Source organism: Sphingomonas edaphi, assembly GCF_003583725.1.
GTDB classification, from domain to species: Bacteria; Pseudomonadota; Alphaproteobacteria; order Sphingomonadales; family Sphingomonadaceae; genus Sphingomicrobium; species Sphingomicrobium edaphi.
This window is the reverse complement of sequence record NZ_QXTF01000001.1, coordinates 334,486-353,832: the sequence shown is the minus strand read 5'-3', so window position 1 is coordinate 353,832 and position 19,347 is coordinate 334,486. Positions and strand designations below refer to the sequence as shown.

Here is a 19,347-nt window from a genome sequence, read left to right as displayed (position 1 = left end):
CCGCCAACTGGGGATCCGATGATCGCAATCTTCGCCTTTTACCTGTTCGCGACGCTGACCATCGCCTCGTCGGTGATGGTCATTTTCGCGCGAAACCCGGTGCACAGCGTGCTGTGGCTGATCCTGGCCTTCTTCAACGCGGCCGGCCTGATGCTTTTGCTGGGCGCCGAATTCATCGCGATGCTTCTGGTCATCGTCTATGTCGGCGCGGTCGCGGTGCTGTTCCTGTTCATCGTCATGATGCTGGACATCGACTTTGCTGCCCTGCGGTCCGGGTTCACTAAGAACCTGCCGTTCGGCCTGATCGTCGCGCTTGTGCTGCTGGCGGAGATTGTCGTCGCGGTTTCCGCCTGGAAGGCCGGGCCTGTCACAGGCGGGGCGCAGCCTGCCGCAACGACGCAGCCCAATATCGAAGCGGTGGGAGAACTGCTTTACACCCGGTTCCTCTTCCCGTTCGAAATCGCCGGCCTGATCCTGCTCGTCGCTATGATCGGTGCTATCGTGCTCACCCATCGCAGTCGCGGTGACGTTCGCGGCCAGAAAGTCAGCCGCCAAGTCGACCGCCGTCCGGATGAGGCCATCAAAAATCTCAATCCGGCCGTGGGCGAGGGGATGAAGCTGTGATCGGGTTGACCCACTATCTCGCCGTCGCGGCGATCCTGTTCACGCTTGGCGTGCTCGGCATCTTCCTTAACCGCCGCAACATCATCCTGATGTTGATGGCGATCGAGTTGATCCTGCTGGCGGTGAACATCAACTTAGTGGCGTTCAGCGCTTTCCTTGGCGATCTGGTCGGCCAGGTATTCGCCATGTTCGTTCTGACCGTCGCCGCTGCCGAGGCTGCCATTGGCCTTGCTATCCTTGTCATCTTCTTCCGTCGCCGCGGCTCTATCGCGGTCGACGACGTCAACCGGATGCGCGGCTGATGCACCCTATTGTTCTTATTGTCTTCCTTCCGCTCCTCGCGTCTATTGTCGCGGGGCTGGGCGGTCGTGCCATCGGCAAGACCGCGTCTAAGGTCATCACGACCGGCGCACTATTCGTTGCTGCCGCGCTTAGCTGGCCGATCTTCCTGTCCTACCTCGGTGGCAATGCGGAAGCGCAGGTCGTGCCTGTGCTCGACTTCATCAATTCGGGCGACCTTAGCGTCGACTGGGCGCTGCGCGTCGACGCGCTGACGGCCGTTATGCTGGTCGTAGTGACGACGGTGTCCAGCCTCGTTCACCTCTACAGTTGGGGTTATATGGAGGAGGATCCGAGCCAGCCTCGCTTCTTCGCCTATCTCTCGCTGTTTACGTTCGCGATGCTGATGCTCGTGACCGCCGACAGTCTAGTGCAGATGTTTTTCGGCTGGGAAGGCGTCGGCCTCGCGTCTTACCTGCTCATCGGTTTCTGGTATCACAAACCGTCCGCCAACGCCGCCGCGATGAAAGCGTTTGTCGTCAACCGCGTCGGTGATTTCGGCTTCAGCCTTGGCATCTTCGGTACCTTTCTTGTGTTCGGTACCGTCTCGATCCCTACAATCCTCGAAGCGGCGCCGGGTATGGCCGGATCGACCATCGGTTTCGCCGGCATGCGCGTCGACACCATGACCCTGCTCTGCCTGCTGCTGTTCGTCGGCGCGATGGGCAAGTCGGCGCAGCTCGGCCTCCACACTTGGCTTCCGGACGCGATGGAAGGTCCGACGCCGGTCAGCGCGTTGATTCACGCCGCAACTATGGTCACTGCCGGCGTGTTCATGGTCTGCCGCCTGTCACCCATGTTCGAAGTGTCGCAGACCGCTCTCACGGTTGTAACCTACGTCGGCGCCGCTACCGCAATCTTCGCGGCCACGGTTGGAACGGTGCAGAACGACATCAAGCGGGTCATCGCCTATTCGACCTGTTCGCAGCTTGGCTACATGTTCTTCGCCGCGGGCGTCGGCGCCTATGGCGCGGCCATGTTCCACCTGTTCACCCACGCCTTCTTCAAGGCGCTGCTGTTCCTTGGCGCCGGCTCGGTCATCCATGCCATGCACCATGAGCAGGACATGCGTTATTATGGCGCTCTCCGGAAGGAGATCCCGCTGACTTTCTGGGCGATGATCGCCGGCACGCTGGCCATCACCGGCGTCGGCATCATGGGAGTGTTCGGGTTCGCTGGCTTCTACTCGAAGGACGCGATCCTGGAGAGCGCGTTCGCCAGCGGCACCGTCCACGGCAATATCGCCTTCTTCCTCGGCATTTTCGCCGCCCTACTAACCAGCTTCTACAGCTGGCGCCTTATCTTCCTCACCTTCTTCGGCAAGCCGCGCTGGGCGGGCAGCGAGCATATCCAGCACGCCGTCCACCATGTCCATGAAGACGAGGCGGAGGAAGCGTCGGATCACGACAGCGCCCACGATCACCATGTGAAGGGCGTCGAGGGCACGGCGGGATATCATCCGCACGAAAGCCCCTGGGTCATTCTCCTTCCGCTAGCTATCCTGTCGCTCGGCGCTGTATTCGCTGGCTTCCTGTTTCACGGCGCGTTCGTCGAACCGGAAGCGGGCGCCGACTATTGGCGCGGAAGCATCGCTTTCAGCGAGCATCTCGCGCACGAAATGCACGCGGTCCCGTTGTGGGTGAAGCTGTCGCCACTGGCGGTCATGCTGATCGGCCTCGCGATAGCTTGGCGCAATTATATCGCCAGGCCGGAAGCGCCGGCGGCATTCGTCGTCATGTTCCCGCATTTGCACAAATTCCTGATGCACAAATGGTATTTCGACGAACTGTACGAAGTCATCTTTGTCCGGCCAGCCGTGAAGCTTGGCCGCTTCTTCTGGAGGCGCGGCGACGAGCAGACCATCGACCGCTTCGGCCCGCACGGGGCTGCCTACGCGGTCGGCATAGGCAACCGTCTGACGACGCGTCTGCAGTCCGGATATGTCTATAGCTATGCCCTCGTCATGCTGCTGGGCCTGATCGGCGCCGCGACTTGGGTCTTCTGGTGGGTACGATGAGCGGCATCCCGATTCTTTCCATCCTAGTGCTGCTCCCGCTAGTCGCGGGCATCGTCGCACTGTTCCAGCCCGCCAGTGGAGCGCGCTGGAATGCGCTGATCACCACGCTCATCAGCCTGGGCCTCGGCATCTGGCTCTGGGCTACCTACGATCCCAATGGCGCACAGTGGCAGTTCGTCGAGAATTACGCGATCGGCGGCGGGATTAGCTGGGCCATGGGCATCGACGGCATCGCGCTGATGCTCATCATGTTGACCCTGTTCCTTATGCCGATCTGCATTGGAGCTAGCTGGCGCGCGATCGAGAAGCGAGTGCCGGAGTACATGGCCGCATTCCTGCTGATGCAGGCGCTGATGATCGGCGTTTTCTGTGCGCAGGACCTGCTGCTGTTCTACATCTTCTTCGAAGGTGGCCTTATTCCGATGTACTTGATCATCGGCATTTGGGGCGGTGCGGAGCGTATCAAGGCCAGCTACAAATTCTTCTTATATACGCTGGCGGGCTCGGTGCTGATGCTAATCGCGATGCTGGCGATGATCTACACCGCCGGCACCTCGTCGATCCCGGCGCTGATGGCCTACAATTTCGACCCGTCGCTGCAGTGGTGGCTGTGGCTCGCATTCTTCGCCAGCTTCGCGGTGAAGATGCCGATGTGGCCGGTCCACACCTGGCTTCCCGATGCTCACGTGCAGGCGCCGACCGCGGGATCGGTCATCCTCGCCGGCGTCCTCCTGAAAATGGGCGGTTACGGGTTCATTCGCTTTTCGCTCCCGATGTTCCCCGAAGCATCGGCGGAGTTCATCCCCTTCGTCTTCGTGCTCAGCGGTATAGCCGTTGTCGTGACCAGCCTCATTGCGCTGGTCCAGCACGACATGAAGAAGTTGATCGCCTATTCGTCGGTTGCCCACATGGCGTTTGTCACATTCGGTCTGTTCGCCTTCAACCGGCAGGGCATCGAGGGCGCGCTGATTGTCATGTTAAGCCACGGCCTCGTCTCGGGTGCACTCTTCATGTGCGTCGGCGTCATCTACGACCGGCTCCATACTCGCGAGATCGCGCGCTATGGCGGCCTGGCGGACAATATGCCGATATATTCGCTGCTGTTCCTGCTATTCACTATGGCCAGTGTCGGCCTGCCGGGCACCAGCGGCTTCGTCGGCGAATTCCTGAGCCTCGTCGGCACTTACGAAGTGTCGAGCTGGGCAGCGGTCGTCGCCACCACCGGCATCATCCTTGGCGCCGCCTACATGCTCTATCTTTACTGGCGAGTTTGCTACGGCAAGCAGGTCAACGCGGACGCCGCGGCGATGAAAGACCTGAGCGTCCGTGAGTTGTGGCTGCTGGCGCCGATTGCGGCTGCCGTGTTGTGGATGGGTATCTATCCAGAATCCTTCCTGAAGCCCATGCGCGCCGATGTGGGTCGCCTGCTTGAGCGGATCGAGCGCGCGAAGCCAGCGGGTGACGCGCACCTTACCGCCGGCAAGCCGGCACCGGTCCAAGCCCATTCGACGGAAGCCCATTAATGAACTTCGCCGCCATTCTTCCGGAGATCATCCTTACCATTGGCGCGCTGGTGCTGATGATGGTCGCGGCCTTCATGGGCCGCCGCGCCTCTGCCTTATGCAGCTGGTCCGCCGTTGCCCTGCTACTCGGCGCGGCCATGGCCCTGCTGGGCGAGCCGCAGCGCGCCGGCGCCCTCTTCGGCGGTTTAATCGCTGCCGACGGGTTTGGCGCGTTCGGAAAGCTGCTCATTTACCTTTGCGCTGCTGTTGCGGTCGTCATTGCTCACAACTGGTTCGAGCGAGATTTCGAGCATGCCGCCGAATATCCGGTGCTCATCCTGCTCGCCGTCGTCGGCATGTCTGTAATGGTGTCGGCGACCAATCTCATGTCGCTCTATGTCGGCCTTGAGCTCAACAGCCTCGCCGCATACGTCCTCGCGTCCTACCGCCGCACGGACGAGCGGTCGGCGGAGGCGGGGCTCAAATATTTCGTTCTCGGAGCGCTGGCATCCGGTATACTGCTGTACGGCATTTCGTTGCTGTACGGTTTTACCGGCACGACGCAGTTCGACGGCGTCGCAGCGGCTTTCCTGCGTGACGGGACCGGGTCGATCGGCCTGCTGTTTGGCCTCGTCTTCACGCTGGCCGGCCTCGCGTTTAAAATCAGTGCGGTTCCGTTCCACATGTGGACTCCGGACGTCTACGAAGGAGCGCCGACGCCGGTCACCGCTTTCTTTGCCTCCGCGCCAAAGGTCGCCGCGATGCTGCTCGGTGTCCGCGTCTGCCTCGACGCGCTAGGCCCGGCGATCGACGCGTGGCGCCAAATCATGACATTTGCCGCGCTCGCCTCGATCTTCCTCGGCGCGGTCGCCGCCTATGGACAAACGAATATCAAGCGGCTGCTCGCCTATTCTTCGATCAACAACGTCGGCTTCGCGCTGATCGGCTTGGTTGCCGGCGGCGTCGCGGGCGCCTCCTCGGTTCTGTTCTACATGGCGGTCTATGTCGTCATGACGCTCGGTGCCTTCCTATGCGTCCTGCGCATGAAGAACGAAAATGGTGAACCCTTGGAAGGAATCGACAGCCTTTCCGGCCTGTCGCAATCACGCCCTGGGCTAGCCGCCGCGCTGGCCGTGTTCATGTTCAGCCTTGCCGGCATTCCGCCGCTGTTTGGCTTCTGGCCGAAGCTGATGGTATTTAACGCTGCCGTTGCGGAAGGCCTTTATCCGCTAGCCGTTGCGGGCATCCTCGGCACCGTCATCGGCGCCTTCTATTATTTGAAGATCATCAAGGTGATGTACTTCGATGCCCCCGGCGCGCCTTACGCAAGGGGCGGAAGTGGGCTTGAGGGGGCGCTTATTGCCCTTGCGGCGCTAGTCGTGTCGCCGCTCGGCTATCTCCTGATCGGACCGCTCGGCCAACTGACGGCCAACGCGGCGGGTTCTCTCTTCTGAGCCGAATCCGCATCGTCGAGGTCACCGGCTCGACTAATACCGACCTGCTTGCCGATCCCTCCGCTATCGAGGGCGACTGGCTGGTGGCACTGGCGCAGCAGGGCGGGCGCGGACGCCATGGCCGCGTGTGGCAGACGATTGACGGCAATTTCTTTGGATCGACGCTGATCCAGCTTCGGGCCGCCGATCCGTCTGCACCTTCACTAGCCCTCGTAGCAGGGCTCGCCCTGCTTGAAGCGGTGGAGGTTGCTGCGCCTTCCGCGCCACTGTCGCTCAAATGGCCAAACGACCTGATGCTGGGCCATGCAAAGCTTGCCGGGATCCTGCTCGAACGGTCCGGTGACCGGGTCGTCGCGGGATTCGGAGTCAATCTAGCCGGCGCGCCCGATATTGCGGACCGGGAGACGGCCGCCCTGAAAACTTATGCCGACCTGCCCCCGAAGGCCTTCGCGCCGCTGCTGGCAGGAAGCTTTTCCCGCTTGCTTGGCGCGTGGAGAATTGCGGAGCCGACTGCGCTGGCCCACGCATGGATGACCCGCGCCCATGCCGTCGGCACCCGGCTCGAAGTGCATAGCGGGCCCGGCGAACGCATTGCTGGCCGCTTTGACGGCATCGACGCGGACGGGGCGATGCGTCTGCGTCTCGATAATGGCCGCATCGAAACGATCCGCGCCGGCGACGTGACGCTCGGCTGACCCTCGCAATTGGCATCGCTTCCGGCTAGGCGTTCCCCCATGCTCCTCGCGATCGATGCCGGAAATACCAATATCGTCTTCGCGCTGGTCAAGGACGGCGAAATCCGCGCCCGATGGCGCATCGCGACCGACCCGCGCCGCACCGCCGACGAATATGTCGTCTGGTTGCGCCAGTTGCTGGACCTCGACGGCTACGGAGTGGACGACGTGTCCGACGTGATTATCGGCACCGTCGTCCCGCGTGCGCTGCATAATCTGCAGGTACTCGCTGAAAAATATTTCCGGGTGACGCCGCTGGTCGCGGGGCAGGGGGCGGCCGAATGGCCGATCGCGTTTGACGTCGATGAGCCGTACAATGTCGGCGCCGACCGCGCGCTGAATGCCATCGCCGCCCATGCCAAGCATAAGGGCGACCTCATTGTCATCGACTTTGGGACGGCGACTACCTTCGATGTCGTCGATTTCACGGGGGCCTATAAGGGCGGGATTATTGCGCCGGGCATCAATCTCAGCCTCGATGCGCTCGTCCAAGCCGCGGCCAAGCTGCCGCGCGTTGCCATTTCCGCGCCAGAAGACAACAGCGTCGTCGGCCGCACGACTGAGCGACAGATGCTGATCGGAGTTTATTGGGGTTATGTTGCGATGATCGAAGGCCTTGTTCAACGGCTGAAATCGGAAATTGGCCGTCCGGTGACGGTGATCGCCACCGGCGGCCTTGCCGTGCTGTTCGACAAGCATACGGATGCGTTCGACGCCATCGAACCTGACCTCACCATCCAGGGTCTCGATATCCTCGCGTCAAGGATTGACCGATGACTCCGGGCGAAGAACTACTGTTCCTTGCGCTCGGCGGGTCGGGCGAGATTGGCATGAACGTCAATCTCTACGGTTGCCGGGGCAAATGGCTAATGGCCGATCTCGGCCTGACGTTCGCCGACAGCGATTATCCGGGCGTCGATCTCATCCTTCCGGACCTCGATTTCATCGAGGAGCGGATGGGCGATCTTGTCGGCATTTTCCTGACCCACGGCCATGAAGACCACATCGGCGCGCTTCCCTATCTCGCCGCCGACCTCAAGGTGCCGCTCTACGCCACCCCGTTCACGGCCGGTTTGATCGCCGGGAAGCTGGAGGAAGAAGGGCTGACTGGACAGGTCGCTCTTCGAATCGTCGAACGGGGCGGCTCGGTTGACCTCGATCCCTTCCGCGTGACCTATGTTCCGCTGGCGCACTCAATTCCTGAGGGGAACGGCCTCTTCATCGAAACGCCGTTCGGCAATGTCTTTCACACCGGCGACTGGAAAATCGACGAAACGCCCGTGCTCAGCCAGCCGAGTTCGGCCGAAACGATGACCTCACTCGGTGACAGGGGGGTGCTCGCATTGGTCTGCGATTCGACCAACAGCTTCCAGGACACGCCATCGGGCAGCGAAGCCAGCGTCCACGACGGCCTGCGCGCCGAAGTGGCTAAGGCGAAGGGCCGCGTACTCGTCACTACCTTTGCTTCAAACGCTGCGCGTCTGGAAACGATTGGGAAAGTTGCCAACGAAACCGGGCGTCGCATCGCCGTGGCAGGCCGAAGCCTCGACCGTATTATTCGCGTCGCCAAGGCCACTGGCTACCTCCGCGACTTCCCGGAGCCGGTCCGCTTCGACGAGGCGATGAAGCTTCCCCGCCATGAACTGCTCGTTATCGCGACTGGGGGGCAGGGCGAACCGCGCGCCGCGCTCGGCCGGATTGCTTTCGACACACATGAGCTAAAGCTCAAGGAAGGTGACACTGTCATTTTCTCGTCGAAACAGATTCCCGGGAACGAGATCGCGATCGGCCGGATCATGAATGCCCTGTCCGACCTTGGCGTGCTGATTGTCACGGAGCGGCAGGCGCACGTGCACGTCTCGGGCCATCCCGGACGGCCTGAACTTGCCGCGATGTACAAGTGGATGCGGCCTGAGATCATCGTACCGGTGCATGGCGAAATGCGGCACATGCGTGAACAGGCCCGCTTCGCGCTGTCCCAAGGCGTTCCCCGCGCCATCATCCAGCGCAACGGCGACCTCGTCCGCTTGGCCCCCAATGGCCCGGAAAAGATCGGTGAGGAACGAGTCGGCCGTCTTGTGCTGGACGGTGACGTCATCCTTCCCGCTGACGGCGCGACGCTCAATGAACGGCGCAAGATTTCCATCAACGGCCTTATCACAGCCGCCCTGCCGATCGGCGCCGACCGGCGCCTGATGGGCGATGTGGTCATCCGTCCCTTCGGCGTTCCGGTCGAGGAAGACCGCGCCGATTTCCTCGCGGATGCCGCCGACGCGGCGGTGAAGGCTTACGACCCGACCGGCGATATCGAAAAGGTTCGTGAAGCCGTCCGGCTTGCGGTCCGCCGCTGCGCTACGCTGTGGACCGGCAAAAAGCCGATCGTCGAAGTCATGCTGATCGAGACAACGCGATGAAGTGGACGTCGGTCCTCGCGATCTACTTCCTCATTTTTTGTTTTTCCGCCTTCCTTCTCCTCCCGTTCGGAGTCCGGACTCATGAGGAAGCGGGTGTCGAGCGTGTGCCGGGCCAGGCCGACAGCGCGCCTCACAAGTTCGACCTGCCGCGCCACCTCGGTCGCGCCGCGATCCTCGCGGTGCTGCTGACTGCGATTTACGTCGCGAACTATGTCTTCGGCTGGATCACAGTCGACGATCTCGACTTCTACAATTAAGCAGCACGCTGGTCTGACGGGGCAGTCCAGACCCGCTCAACGGCGGCGCTCGATCGCCTGCGCCAGCGCGGCGTAAAGTTTGCCCATGTCCGAACTCATCAGCGTCACCGCGATCATCCCGCCATCGCGCTCGGCCAAGACGCGGCGAAGCATGGCTTCGAAATCGTGGACGTAACGGTTGACTGACCCCTGGAACTCCGGGTCCTCATCATACTGGCTGGCGATGGCTTTGGTCTCTGCCCCATCGAGCAGGCGCACGGCGCGGCGGGTGAACACGCCCCGATTGCCCTTAAGGTAGTTGTTCCAGGCTTTTTCGTCGACTTCGTCGCTCAGGATCTTTTGAACGTCGATCGAAGCCGAGTTCATCGAGTCCATCAGGAGCGAGACCCGCCGTGCGAACTCCTCGCCGCTATCGTTGCGCTGCGCCTCGCGGCTGCGCTCGATGTGCGCTTCGAGGGCGGCGGCGCTTTGCCCGATTGACAGCATCTGCGCCGTCAGCCGGTCCGAAGCCTCACGAGCCGTCTCAACCGCCTTGGTCGCCACCGCGTCGAGTTCGACCAGCTTGGCCTCGACCCCTTCCCGCACTGCAGCTTCCAGCGCTGCACGGGTTGCCAGACCAAGTTCGCCGGCGCTGTCCGGAATGACCTTGGCGATCGCTTCCCGGGCCCGCTCGGCCGCATGAGACGCAGCCTCCCGCACCTGGACCAGTGCCGCGACGAGGGCAGGACCCGTGTCGTTCGACAGTCTCCCCGCTTCCTCGCCGGCGGCAGCGATGGCCGCGCTAAGCTCGGAAAGCCGCTGCTCGGCCTGGCTGACGCCCAAGTCGACCGAGGTCATTAGCCCGGCCAGGCGCTCCTGCTGGGCATCGACGTTCGATGCGCCCGCTTCGATGCGGTTGGCAGCCTCGACTGCCGCGTCGCGCATCGAATCGACGTGCGGACGGGCTGCTTCGGCCGAGGCCAACAGTCGCGCGGCGCCAGCTTCCGCTTCGCCCAGCGTCGCCGCCATCTGCCCCTGCAGGACTAGCCCTAACTCGTCGACGCCGGTCCGCAGCCGCTCTGTCCGCTCAGCCAGCGAATCGATGCTGGAATCATGACTATTCGCCGCCGCGGACAGTGATTCCAATTCGGAACGCAGTCGGGTCAGAGCAGTCTGGACATGTCCGGCGCGCTCGTCGCCCGATCGGGCAAGGTCTAGGAACCGTTCGTCGAGCGCCGCCAGCCCGCTGTCGAGGTCGGCAATCAGTCGGTGTGACGCGCGTTCCTGCTCGGCAATTCGCGCTGACAGTCCGTCGAGCGCCGAGCCAGCCGCCACCAGCCGCTCGCCCAGCAGCTCCGACGCGTCGATCCCCGCGCGGCCGATGCCCGCTTGGCTTTGCGCGACCAGCGCGGCAACGGCCGCCGCTTGCGCGTCGATCCCGCCGCGGATTTCTGCCAACGCCTCGGCCGATCGCGCCAGGATGGCATCGACCATCGCGCCCGTTTCCCTCCCCGCGTCAGACACCCGTAGCGACGCTGCGGCGCCCGCGCTCTCGATATGCGTGAGCTGCGCGAGCAGCCGCTCCGAAGCCTCATGCACAACCGCGTCGGCTTGCTGAGCTTGCGTCGCCAGCCGCCCGACCTGCTCCTCGAACCCTGCTGCCTGCTCCGATGCGGAGCGCCCAGCTTCGCGAAGGGTATCCGCCATGCGCCGTGCGCTGTCCTCTGCCTGCGGCAGGTCAGCCAATAGTACGCCGATGTCGGTTCGCGCTGCTTCCGCCGCCCGGTCGAGTGCTGCGCCATGCTCTGCCAGCGTCCGCGATCCGGCATTGAGCTCGCTGGTGATGCCGCCCAACCGTGTCGCCGCCTGGTCGCCAAGTCCGATCAGGTCGCCGGCCATGACACCCAGCGCAGCATGGTTCTGCTCGATTTGTTGCGACAGCGCGCCGAGGATATCCTGCAATGATCGCGCCTCGGTTCGCATTGCGATCACCGAGCGCGTGAACTGCTCCGCTTCCTTGCGCCGCGTCCGCCCGAACATCAGCCAGACAAGGCCCATTAGCGCTAGCGGACCCGCTAGGATCGCGATCCATTGCGCGACCATCGGGCTCGACAGCGGCTCGGCCGACAGCGTCCGTCCGGCGGACCAGGCGGTATAAGCGGTCCACAGCAACGCCAAGATGCCCAGCGCCCACCCTAGCACCGCGCGCCCGCCCGCCGTCGCAACCTCATTCTCGTCGCGCGTCTCGGACCAGCTCAGCTGGTCGAAAATTCCGACATTGGGCAGGAGCCCATTGTCGATCTGCGGATAGGCATCCTGGCCATAGGCCGGGGCTTGATCGCTGGACGCGCGCTGCGGGCTGGTGCTCATGACCATGGAGTTTACCACCTTTGTTTTCGGTGGAAAGCGACAAACGGCGTCTTGCGGGGTGGAAATCTTGCCGCACACTGCCCTATGTCGGACGGCTCAGGGGGAAATCGTTCTTCACGCGGGGAAAGCCATGGCGCTCGGCGCCTTGATCGGTGCCTATCAGGAAGATGACGCGGGCGGGCTTCGGGCCTTGCTCCCGCTCGCTGGACGTACCCTATTCGAATATCAGGCGCGCTGCCTTGCCGGCGCTGGCGTGGCGCCGCTGATCGTCCTGGTCGAGCGGGTCCCGGTCGCGTTAAATGAAGCGTTTGATCGCCTGAGGGCCGAAGGCATCAGCGTCGTTCCGGTGAGCGACGGCAACGAGGCGGCCAGCCGCTTCGAAGGTGGCACCGAACTTGTCTTGCTGGCCGACGGCATTGCGCCCGACATGGCAGACCTCGCGGGACTGGCCGAGGAGGCTGGCCCGGCGATCGTAACCGTGCCCGACGACGAAACTCACTCGGACTTCGAGCGGATCGATGGCGCGCACCGCTGGGCCGGGCTTGCCCGGGTCGATGCGTCTATGCTGGGAGCGACGGCGGCGATGCTCGGCGACTGGGATCTCCAATCGACCCTGCTGCGTCGGGCTGTCCAAGCCGGCGGAAAGCTGGTCCCCGCGGTCAGCGGGGAGGGGCGCGGCCCGTTCCTCGCCGCGGGCGAAGCGGAAATGGCGGGCTTCGAACGTCGCTTGCTCGTCGCGTCGCGCTCCGCCCGCGAAGACGCCGTCAGCCGCTACATCCTGCCGCTGGTTGAGGAAATCGCTACCGAGAAATTGATGGAGACTGGCCTGCGCCCATCCTGGCTGGTGCAGGCGGCGCTGGTCATGACGGTCGCCGCGGCTTTCTTCTTCACCCGCGGCTGGCATTGGGGCGCGATTGCACTGCTGCTGCTGTCAACACCGCTCGACCTCGTTGCGCAGCGTCTGGCGAGCCTGCGGCTCAGTCCGCTGCCAACCACAATGGTATCGCGCCGGCTGCTCTGGCCGGCGGCAGGGCTGGCCCTTATCGCGCTTGGCTGGTTTGAGTCCCGCCATGGATCGGGCTGGGGAGCCGTCGTCGCCGCGCTCTCGGCAGGGGCCTTTGCGGAGGCTGCCCGACTAGAACGAACCGCCGCCAAGCCGCCGGGCAGCCATTGGCTGTTCTCACGGCGCACCGCCATTTGGCTGTCACTCCCGTTCGCGGCTGCTGACTGGTGGAGCGCTTATCTCAGCCTCCTCGCGCTTTACGCAGCGACCAGCTTTTTCATCCTCCAGCACTGCCGGCACCGCATCGAACGCGATTGACCCCGCGTTAACCCCATCTGTTTTATGGAAGCGGGATGATGCCCGTGGAATGGCCGCTTGCTGCATCGGCAGCCGACCGCCCGACCGATCCCGCGCGCCCAGGCGCGGGCCGTGATCGGCTGGGTATCGTCATGTCTGATTTCTTCCTGGACGACAGTGGCCGGCTGACCGACGAGGAGCGTGCGCTCATGGCCGCGATGCTTCGCGGCTTAGTGACCGAGATTGCGGACGAATTGATCGCAGCCTTGCCTACGCTACTCGTGGCGCAGGCAGAATCGGCGAAAGATCTCGCCTATCGCCGCCTGCGCCGCGTTGACCTGCTTGAACGGCGCGGACTCGTCGCGCTTCTCCTGCGCCGCGCGGACGAGCAGCAGCTGACCGGATATCGCGAACGCGGCGGCGAGGCCTTGGTCGCGTCCCTCGTCAGCGACGATGATGCTCCCGTGGCCGAGGCGGCGATGGCGCTGACGCTCGCACGCGGCCGCCGCCGCGACCGTTTCGGGAGACTGGGCCTAGAATATGACGACCTCGATGCCGAAGATGCGGTTGCGCTGACCCACTCGGTCGCCGCAGCTCTGCGCGAAAATCTGGATCGGGAAGCCGACCTGCCGCTTGGCGAAGCGTCGCGCTCCTTGTTGTCGCGCCATGACGAAGGTCGGCGCTTGGAAGCCAGCGTCGCCGCCCTCGCACGGGCGCTTGAGGCTGCGGGCCGGGCGGGCGACGACATGATCACGGCCGCCGCAAAGGACGGAGACGCGGTTCTGCTGGTCAACTTGCTCGCCCGCAGGGCCGGAATTGACGGTATCGACGCATGGAACTTCTTCACGGGTGGCGATGCTATGCTGCTGGCCAGGCTAGCGGATTGCGGTCGTCCCGCGGCTGCGCAAATCCTCGCGGGGTTCGACAGCATCACCGGCCCGGGCGCTGCGGAGCGGTTCATCGACACGTTCGACGCCATCGCCGAAGATCGTGTGGAGCATTGCCGCCGCTGGATGCGGCTCGATCCGCATTATCGCAACGCCCGCTATGCGCTTGAGCAGGCCAATGGCTAGCGCGCCGTCGGGTATCGATCCGGTGCACGGCCGCGTCGACAGGCAGGGTCGCCTTACCGAGGCGGGGCCGGCCCTGTTGCGCCTTCAAGAAGAGGCAGGTTCCCGGCTTGGGGCGCCGATCGCCATTCCCCAGCTTGCGGCAGTTATCCGCTCCGCGATGAAGCTCGGCGTGCCCCTTTCGCGCTCAGTTATCGCGGCTTCGGCGGACCAGGACCTCGACCTCTGGGTTCGCGTCGAACCCGATGCCGACGGCGCGGCGCTGGCAATCGAAGGCTGGAAGGCCCGGGCGCCGGCTCCGCCACGCTTGACCCTCGTCGCAAGCCAGTCGAGCCCGGCCGACGACGTTAGCGATCGTGCCAATTCGCTCACGACCGATGCCGAATTGCAGATCGTCGAAATCAACGACGGCCTCGTCGCGCGCCTTGGCAAGGATGCGTCTTCGCTAATCGGCAGGCCGCTGACCCGGCTGTTCCAGCTGGTCGAGGATGGCGAAGGTGTTATGCCCCTGCTCTCTGCCATCGGGAGCCGACAGGATTTCGCGCAACAGCTTGCCCGAGTGCGCGGCGGCGCCGACGACCAGCAGGTGATACTCGACGGGACAGCCAATTCCGCTGGCGGCAAGTTCGCCGGCTATGAAATCCGGGTGACGATTGCCGGCGATGGCGGCGAGCCTGCAGGCATGTTCGACCCTGTTCTGGACGAAGCATTGCGCTCGCCGCTTGACCATATCATCGCCGCCGCCGATCGCATCGTTGATCGCAGCGAGGGGCCGTTGCGCAGCGACTATGCGGCCTACGCAGGCGACATTGCCGCCGCTGGACGCCACCTCCTCTCCGTAATCCGCGCGATGACGGAACAGGAAACGGGGAACGGTGCCGACCTTGACCTCCCCGCCATCGCAGCAGAGGCTATCCAGCTCGTCCAGCCACGCGCCCAAGACCGGGGCATATCCATTGAATTCATCGGGGCACCCGAAGGCGCGCTGGCATCTGGCGAGGAACGCGGTGTCGTCCAAATCCTCGTCAACTTGCTCGGTAATGCCGTTCGCCACTCTCCCGATGGGGCTGTCGTCAGCCTGTCGATCGAGCGTCGCGGCGACATGCTGGCGGTAACGATTGCCGATTCGGGCCCGGGCATCGCCACGACGGACCAGCAGCGAATCTTCGAACGCTATGAGCGTGTTGGGAACGAGCCTGGTGGAATTGGCCTTGGCCTTGCGATTTCGCGTCGGCTGGCCCGCTCAATGGGCGGGGACATCGAAGTGGAAAGCGCGCCCGGTGAAGGGGCGCGCTTCACTCTGGTCCTTCCGGCCGCTTAGCGGTCGCCCAGCTTCACATAGTCCCGTTGCGTCGCGCCGACGTACAGCTGGCGCGGACGGCCAATCTTCTGCTCGGGATCCGAAATCATCTCGTTCCACTGCGCGACCCAACCCACTGTACGGGCCAGGGCGAACAACGCGGTGAACATCTCGGTCGGGAAACCGATCGCGTTGAGGATGATGCCAGAATAGAAATCGACGTTCGGATAAAGCTTCTTCTCGACGAAATACTCGTCGTGGAGCGCGATTTGCTCCAGCTCGCGTGCCACATCCAGCACCGGATCGGAGAGATTGAGTTCCTTTAGCACCTCTTCGGCTGTCGCCTGCATCACTTTCGCGCGCGGGTCGTAATTCTTATACACGCGATGGCCGAAGCCCATCAGGCGGAACGGGTCGTTCTTGTCTTTGGCGCGAGCGATATATTCCGGGATCCGCTTCACGTCGCCGATCTCGCGCAACATGTTCAGCGCGGCCTCGTTCGCGCCGCCATGCGCGGGCCCCCACAAGCAGGCGATGCCAGCCGCGATGCAGGCGAACGGGTTTGCACCCGACGAACCGGCTAGGCGGACGGTCGAGGTCGACGCATTCTGCTCATGGTCGGCGTGAAGGATGAAGATGCGGCGCATCGCGCGCTCGATGATCGGATTGACCTCGTACGGTTCGGCCGGGACGCCAAACGTCATGCGCAGGAAGTTCCCGGTGTAGCTGAGGCTATTGTCCGGATAGAGGAACGGCTGGCCAATGCTGTACTTGTAGGCCATCGCTGCAATGGTCGGCATCTTCGCGATCAGGCGGTGCGACGCGACTAGGCGCTGCTTCGGATCGGTGATGTCGGTGCTGTCATGATAGAAAGCGCTAAGCGCTCCGACGACCCCGCACATGATCGCCATCGGGTGCGCGTCGCGGCGGAAACCGCGGTAGAAGGTCGCGAGCTGCTCATGCAGCATCGTGTGGCGGCTAATGGTATAGGTAAACTCGTCCAGCTCGTTCTGCTTGGGCAGGTCGCCATGGAGGAGCAGGTAGGCCACCTCCATGAACGTCGAATGTTCGGCCAGCTGGTCGATCGGGTAACCACGGTGCAACAGGACGCCTTGGTCGCCGTCGATATAGGTGATGGCGCTCTGGCACGACGCGGTCGACGTGAAGCCGGGATCATAGGTGAACGCGCCGGTCTGACCGTAAAGCTTGCGGATGTCGACGACATCGGGACCGACGGACCCTTCCAGCAGCGGATACGTAAAATCGCCGCCTTCCATCGAGAATTTCGCGGTCTTGTCGGTCATTCAGTCGGCTCCAGCATTTGGTCGGCGATGCGCGCGAGGCTTTCGTTCTTTCCCAAGAGGACAAGGACGTCGAAGATGCCCGGCGAGGTCGTCTTACCCGTGAGCGCCGCGCGAAGCGGCTGGGCGAGTTTGCCTAGCTTAAGTCCGTGCTCTTCCGCAACCTTTCGCACTGCAGCATCGGTGGAATCGTGTGACCAGTGGCTAAGTTCCATAAGCGCTTTATGTGCAAGTGCGAGATGGCCCTTTGCTTCTTCCGACAGGAGCGCAGCCGCCTTTTCGTCGATCTCGAGCGGCCGCTGCGCGAACAGGAAGCCCGCGCCGTCGGCCAGTTCGTTGAGATTGTGCGCGCGCGCCTTCAGCTCGGGCATTGCCTTGATGAGCAGCGGCAGCTCTTCATAGCTCAAGCCGAGCGCGGGCGAGGTCAGCATAGCCAGTCGGGCGTCGTCCGCTTCGCGGATGTAATGGCCGTTTAGGTTTTCTAGCTTCTTCAGGTCGAACCGTGACGGCGACTTGCCGACGTGGTTGACGTCGAACCATTCGATCGCCTGCTCACGGCTGATGATCTCGTCGTCGCCGTGACCCCAGCCCAAGCGTAGCAGGTAGTTGAACAGCGATTCCGGCAAAATCCCCAGTTCGTCGCGATAGGCGTCCACACCCAGCGCGCCGTGGCGCTTACTGAGCTTTGCCCCGTCATTACCGTGAATCAGCGGAACATGCGCATAGACCGGAACTGGCCATCCTAACGCGTGGATAATCGCCAGCTGGCGAAATGCATTGTTCAAATGGTCGTCGCCGCGGATGATGTGCGTGACACCCATGTCATGGTCATCGACCACCACCGCGAGCATATAGGTCGGCGTCCCGTCCGACCGGAGCAACACGAAATCGTCGATCTCAGCATTGGCGACCGTCACGCGGCCCTGCACGAGGTCGTCGATGACCGTTTCGCCATCGCGCGGAGCCTTGATCCGGATGACATAGGATTCGCCCTCCGGCCAGTCGGTCCGGTCACGCCATTCGCTGTCGATCCGGAACGGCCGGCGCTCGGCCTGCGCCTTCTCGCGTCGGGCCGCCAACTCCTCTTGCGTCAGGTAGCAGCGGTAGGCTGCGCCGTTGGCGATCAGTTCATGCGCAACCTCGGCATGACGCTTCTCGAACTGCGACTGGAAATAGGGTTCGCCATCGCCGTCGATGCCCAGCCAAGACAGCCCGTCGAGGATCGCGTCGATCGCTTCCTGTGTCGAACGGACCTTGTCCGTGTCCTCGATGCGAAGGAGGTATTTTCCGCCGTGGTGCCGCGCGAACAGCCAGTTGAATAACGCGGTGCGGGCGCCGCCAATGTGCAGGTAACCGGTCGGCGAAGGGGCGAAGCGGGTCACTACGCCCGGAATTTTGCTGCTTGCGCTCAAGCTAGCTTTCCTTTGTCTTGGATCGCGATTGAATTGGTTGAGGGCCCCTAACATAGAGGATGCGCTGGCGGAACTGGCGCACAGGCATTTCGTCCGTCGCGCTGCGTAGCGCTTACGCTCGCGTATAACCATTACTTGAAGCTGATAGGATCCGGCTTGCGATCAGCACGGTTGCACGCCAGATCGGCGATAAACTTTGGGCAGCTTCCGCCGCGCCCCGATTAACGGATCAGAGTTCGCTCCAGACCGCCATTTCGCTACCCGACGGATCGATGAAGTGAAAGCGGCGTCCACCAGGGAAACTGAAAATCTTCTTGGCGATAGTTCCGCCAGCCTTGGTCACAGCGTCGAACGCGCCTTCCAGATCGTCTACGCGGATCACCGGTAACGGCGCTGCCAAGGCTTCGTCCGGCTGCCCGTTCAATCCAACGTCGACGTCACCAGTCGTCGTCGCCGAATAATCGGGGCCATAATCGGTAAAGTCCCAGCCAAAGGCCTTGGCATAGAAACCGCGCGTCACCTCATGCGCGGTGACGCTCGGCAGTTCGACATAATCGATGCGCGCCATCCTATTTCTCAGTAGCGCCGGATAAGGCCGGCAAGACGACCTTGGATGGTGACCTGGTCTGGCCGATAGCGCTGCGCCTCGTAATGACGGTTTGCAGGATCGAGGCGGACCATCGAACCTTCGCGGCGGAAAGTCTTCAACGTGGCTTCGGATTGGTCGATCAGCGCAACGACGATCTCGCCGTCCCGCGCGGTGTCGGCGCGCCGGATCAGCGCATAATCGCCATCAAGAATGCCTTCCTCGACCATCGAATCACCAGATACCTCGAGCGCGTAATGCTCCCCGGGACCGAGAAGAGCGGCGGGGACCGCAAATCCTTCGCTGCCCTGCAATGCCTCGATCGGCGTGCCGGCCGCGATCTTGCCATGCAGTGGGATCTCGATGGTGTCGTTCGCTGCGGCCGGCACCACTGGCCGGACCGCGGGCACCGGTGCGCTCCCGGCGACTTCCGGCATCCGGACGACCTCCAGCGCGCGCGCCCGATTGGGCAGGCGGCGGATGAACTGGCGTTCTTCGAGAGCGGAGATCAGACGGTGCACGCCCGACTTCGATTTGAGGTCGAGGGCCTCCCGCATCTCGTCGAAACTGGGCGAGACGCCCGTTGCAGACAGTCGGTCATGAATGAAATTCAACAGCTCATGCTGCTTCGCGGTGAGCATTGGCCCCTCCGTTTCGGAACGAACGGGGAACGTGTAGGAAACAAAAG

Annotated in this window: 17 protein-coding genes; 12 read left to right on the top strand and 5 right to left on the bottom strand. The window is 63.2% G+C overall.

The window, feature by feature from the left end; genetic code table 11:
* Nucleotides 1–18 precede the first annotated feature (18 nt).
* Genes D3M59_RS01785 through D3M59_RS01745 form a run of 9 tightly spaced genes read left to right on the top strand, consistent with a single transcriptional unit; the run spans nucleotide 19 to nucleotide 9,341 of the window.
* Nucleotides 19–624, top strand: coding sequence for an NADH-quinone oxidoreductase subunit J (locus tag D3M59_RS01785; RefSeq protein ID WP_119531039.1), 606 nt, complete (start codon nucleotides 19–21; stop codon nucleotides 622–624).
* On the top strand, nucleotides 621–926 hold the full coding sequence (nuoK, locus tag D3M59_RS01780) for an NADH-quinone oxidoreductase subunit NuoK (protein WP_119531037.1): 306 nt from the start codon (nucleotides 621–623) through the stop codon (nucleotides 924–926). Before D3M59_RS01785 ends, nuoK begins: the two co-directional genes overlap by 4 nt.
* Nucleotides 926–2,980, top strand: coding sequence for an NADH-quinone oxidoreductase subunit L (nuoL, locus tag D3M59_RS01775; RefSeq protein WP_119531034.1), 2,055 nt, complete (start codon nucleotides 926–928; stop codon nucleotides 2,978–2,980). Before nuoK ends, nuoL begins: the two co-directional genes overlap by 1 nt.
* On the top strand, nucleotides 2,977–4,503 hold the full coding sequence (locus D3M59_RS01770; protein WP_119531032.1) for an NADH-quinone oxidoreductase subunit M: 1,527 nt from the start codon (nucleotides 2,977–2,979) through the stop codon (nucleotides 4,501–4,503). Before nuoL ends, D3M59_RS01770 begins: the two co-directional genes overlap by 4 nt.
* Nucleotides 4,503–5,936, top strand: a complete 1,434-nt coding sequence (gene nuoN, locus D3M59_RS01765) for an NADH-quinone oxidoreductase subunit NuoN (protein WP_119531030.1) — start codon at nucleotides 4,503–4,505, stop codon at nucleotides 5,934–5,936. Before D3M59_RS01770 ends, nuoN begins: the two co-directional genes overlap by 1 nt.
* Nucleotides 5,933–6,631 carry a biotin--[acetyl-CoA-carboxylase] ligase gene (locus tag D3M59_RS01760; RefSeq protein WP_325048606.1) on the top strand — a complete coding sequence of 233 codons (699 nt, stop codon included), beginning with the start codon at nucleotides 5,933–5,935 and terminating at the stop codon, nucleotides 6,629–6,631. The genes nuoN and D3M59_RS01760 overlap by 4 nt, the downstream gene beginning before the upstream one ends.
* A 39-nt stretch (nucleotides 6,632–6,670) precedes the next feature.
* A complete protein-coding gene (locus D3M59_RS01755) occupies nucleotides 6,671–7,447 on the top strand; it encodes a type III pantothenate kinase (RefSeq protein ID WP_119531026.1) in 777 nt (258 codons plus the stop codon).
* Nucleotides 7,444–9,084 (top strand): ribonuclease J, encoded by a 1,641-nt coding sequence (locus tag D3M59_RS01750; RefSeq protein WP_119531024.1) that lies wholly within the window; start codon nucleotides 7,444–7,446, stop codon nucleotides 9,082–9,084. Before D3M59_RS01755 ends, D3M59_RS01750 begins: the two co-directional genes overlap by 4 nt.
* The gene (locus D3M59_RS01745) at nucleotides 9,081–9,341 is read left to right on the top strand and encodes a DUF1467 family protein (protein ID WP_119531022.1); all 261 of its coding nucleotides are present in this window, start codon (nucleotides 9,081–9,083) and stop codon (nucleotides 9,339–9,341) included. Before D3M59_RS01750 ends, D3M59_RS01745 begins: the two co-directional genes overlap by 4 nt.
* Nucleotides 9,342–9,377: 36 nt before the next feature.
* Here the strand turns inward: D3M59_RS01745 and D3M59_RS01740 are convergent, their stop codons facing one another.
* On the bottom strand, nucleotides 9,378–11,690 hold the full coding sequence (locus D3M59_RS01740) for a coiled-coil domain-containing protein (protein ID WP_147416674.1): 2,313 nt from the start codon (nucleotides 11,688–11,690) through the stop codon (nucleotides 9,378–9,380).
* A gap of 130 nt (nucleotides 11,691–11,820) precedes the next feature.
* Here D3M59_RS01740 and D3M59_RS01735 point away from each other — a divergent pair, with 130 nt between their 5' ends.
* Genes D3M59_RS01735 through D3M59_RS01725 form a run of 3 tightly spaced genes read left to right on the top strand, consistent with a single transcriptional unit; the run spans nucleotide 11,821 to nucleotide 15,381 of the window.
* Nucleotides 11,821–13,011, top strand: a complete 1,191-nt coding sequence (locus D3M59_RS01735; protein WP_119531018.1) for a hypothetical protein — start codon at nucleotides 11,821–11,823, stop codon at nucleotides 13,009–13,011.
* Between the two features lie 35 nt (nucleotides 13,012–13,046).
* Nucleotides 13,047–14,063 carry a DUF2336 domain-containing protein gene (locus D3M59_RS01730; protein ID WP_119531016.1) on the top strand — a complete coding sequence of 339 codons (1,017 nt, stop codon included), beginning with the start codon at nucleotides 13,047–13,049 and terminating at the stop codon, nucleotides 14,061–14,063.
* The gene (locus tag D3M59_RS01725) at nucleotides 14,056–15,381 is read left to right on the top strand and encodes a sensor histidine kinase (RefSeq protein WP_158581920.1); all 1,326 of its coding nucleotides are present in this window, start codon (nucleotides 14,056–14,058) and stop codon (nucleotides 15,379–15,381) included. The genes D3M59_RS01730 and D3M59_RS01725 overlap by 8 nt, the downstream gene beginning before the upstream one ends.
* On the opposite strand, the gene D3M59_RS01720 is transcribed toward D3M59_RS01725, so the two are convergent.
* From D3M59_RS01720 to lexA, 4 genes are all read right to left on the bottom strand, one after another.
* Nucleotides 15,378–16,664, bottom strand: coding sequence for a citrate synthase (locus D3M59_RS01720; protein WP_119531012.1), 1,287 nt, complete (start codon nucleotides 16,662–16,664; stop codon nucleotides 15,378–15,380). The genes D3M59_RS01725 and D3M59_RS01720 overlap by 4 nt on opposite strands.
* On the bottom strand, nucleotides 16,661–18,127 hold the full coding sequence (gene gltX / locus D3M59_RS01715) for a glutamate--tRNA ligase (RefSeq protein WP_119531010.1): 1,467 nt from the start codon (nucleotides 18,125–18,127) through the stop codon (nucleotides 16,661–16,663). Before gltX ends, D3M59_RS01720 begins: the two co-directional genes overlap by 4 nt.
* 175 nt (nucleotides 18,128–18,302) lie before the next feature.
* Nucleotides 18,303–18,641 carry a VOC family protein gene (locus D3M59_RS01710; RefSeq protein WP_119531008.1) on the bottom strand — a complete coding sequence of 113 codons (339 nt, stop codon included), beginning with the start codon at nucleotides 18,639–18,641 and terminating at the stop codon, nucleotides 18,303–18,305.
* A gap of 8 nt (nucleotides 18,642–18,649) precedes the next feature.
* Nucleotides 18,650–19,300, bottom strand: a complete 651-nt coding sequence (gene lexA / locus D3M59_RS01705) for a transcriptional repressor LexA (protein WP_119531006.1) — start codon at nucleotides 19,298–19,300, stop codon at nucleotides 18,650–18,652.
* Nucleotides 19,301–19,347: the final 47 nt, after the last annotated feature.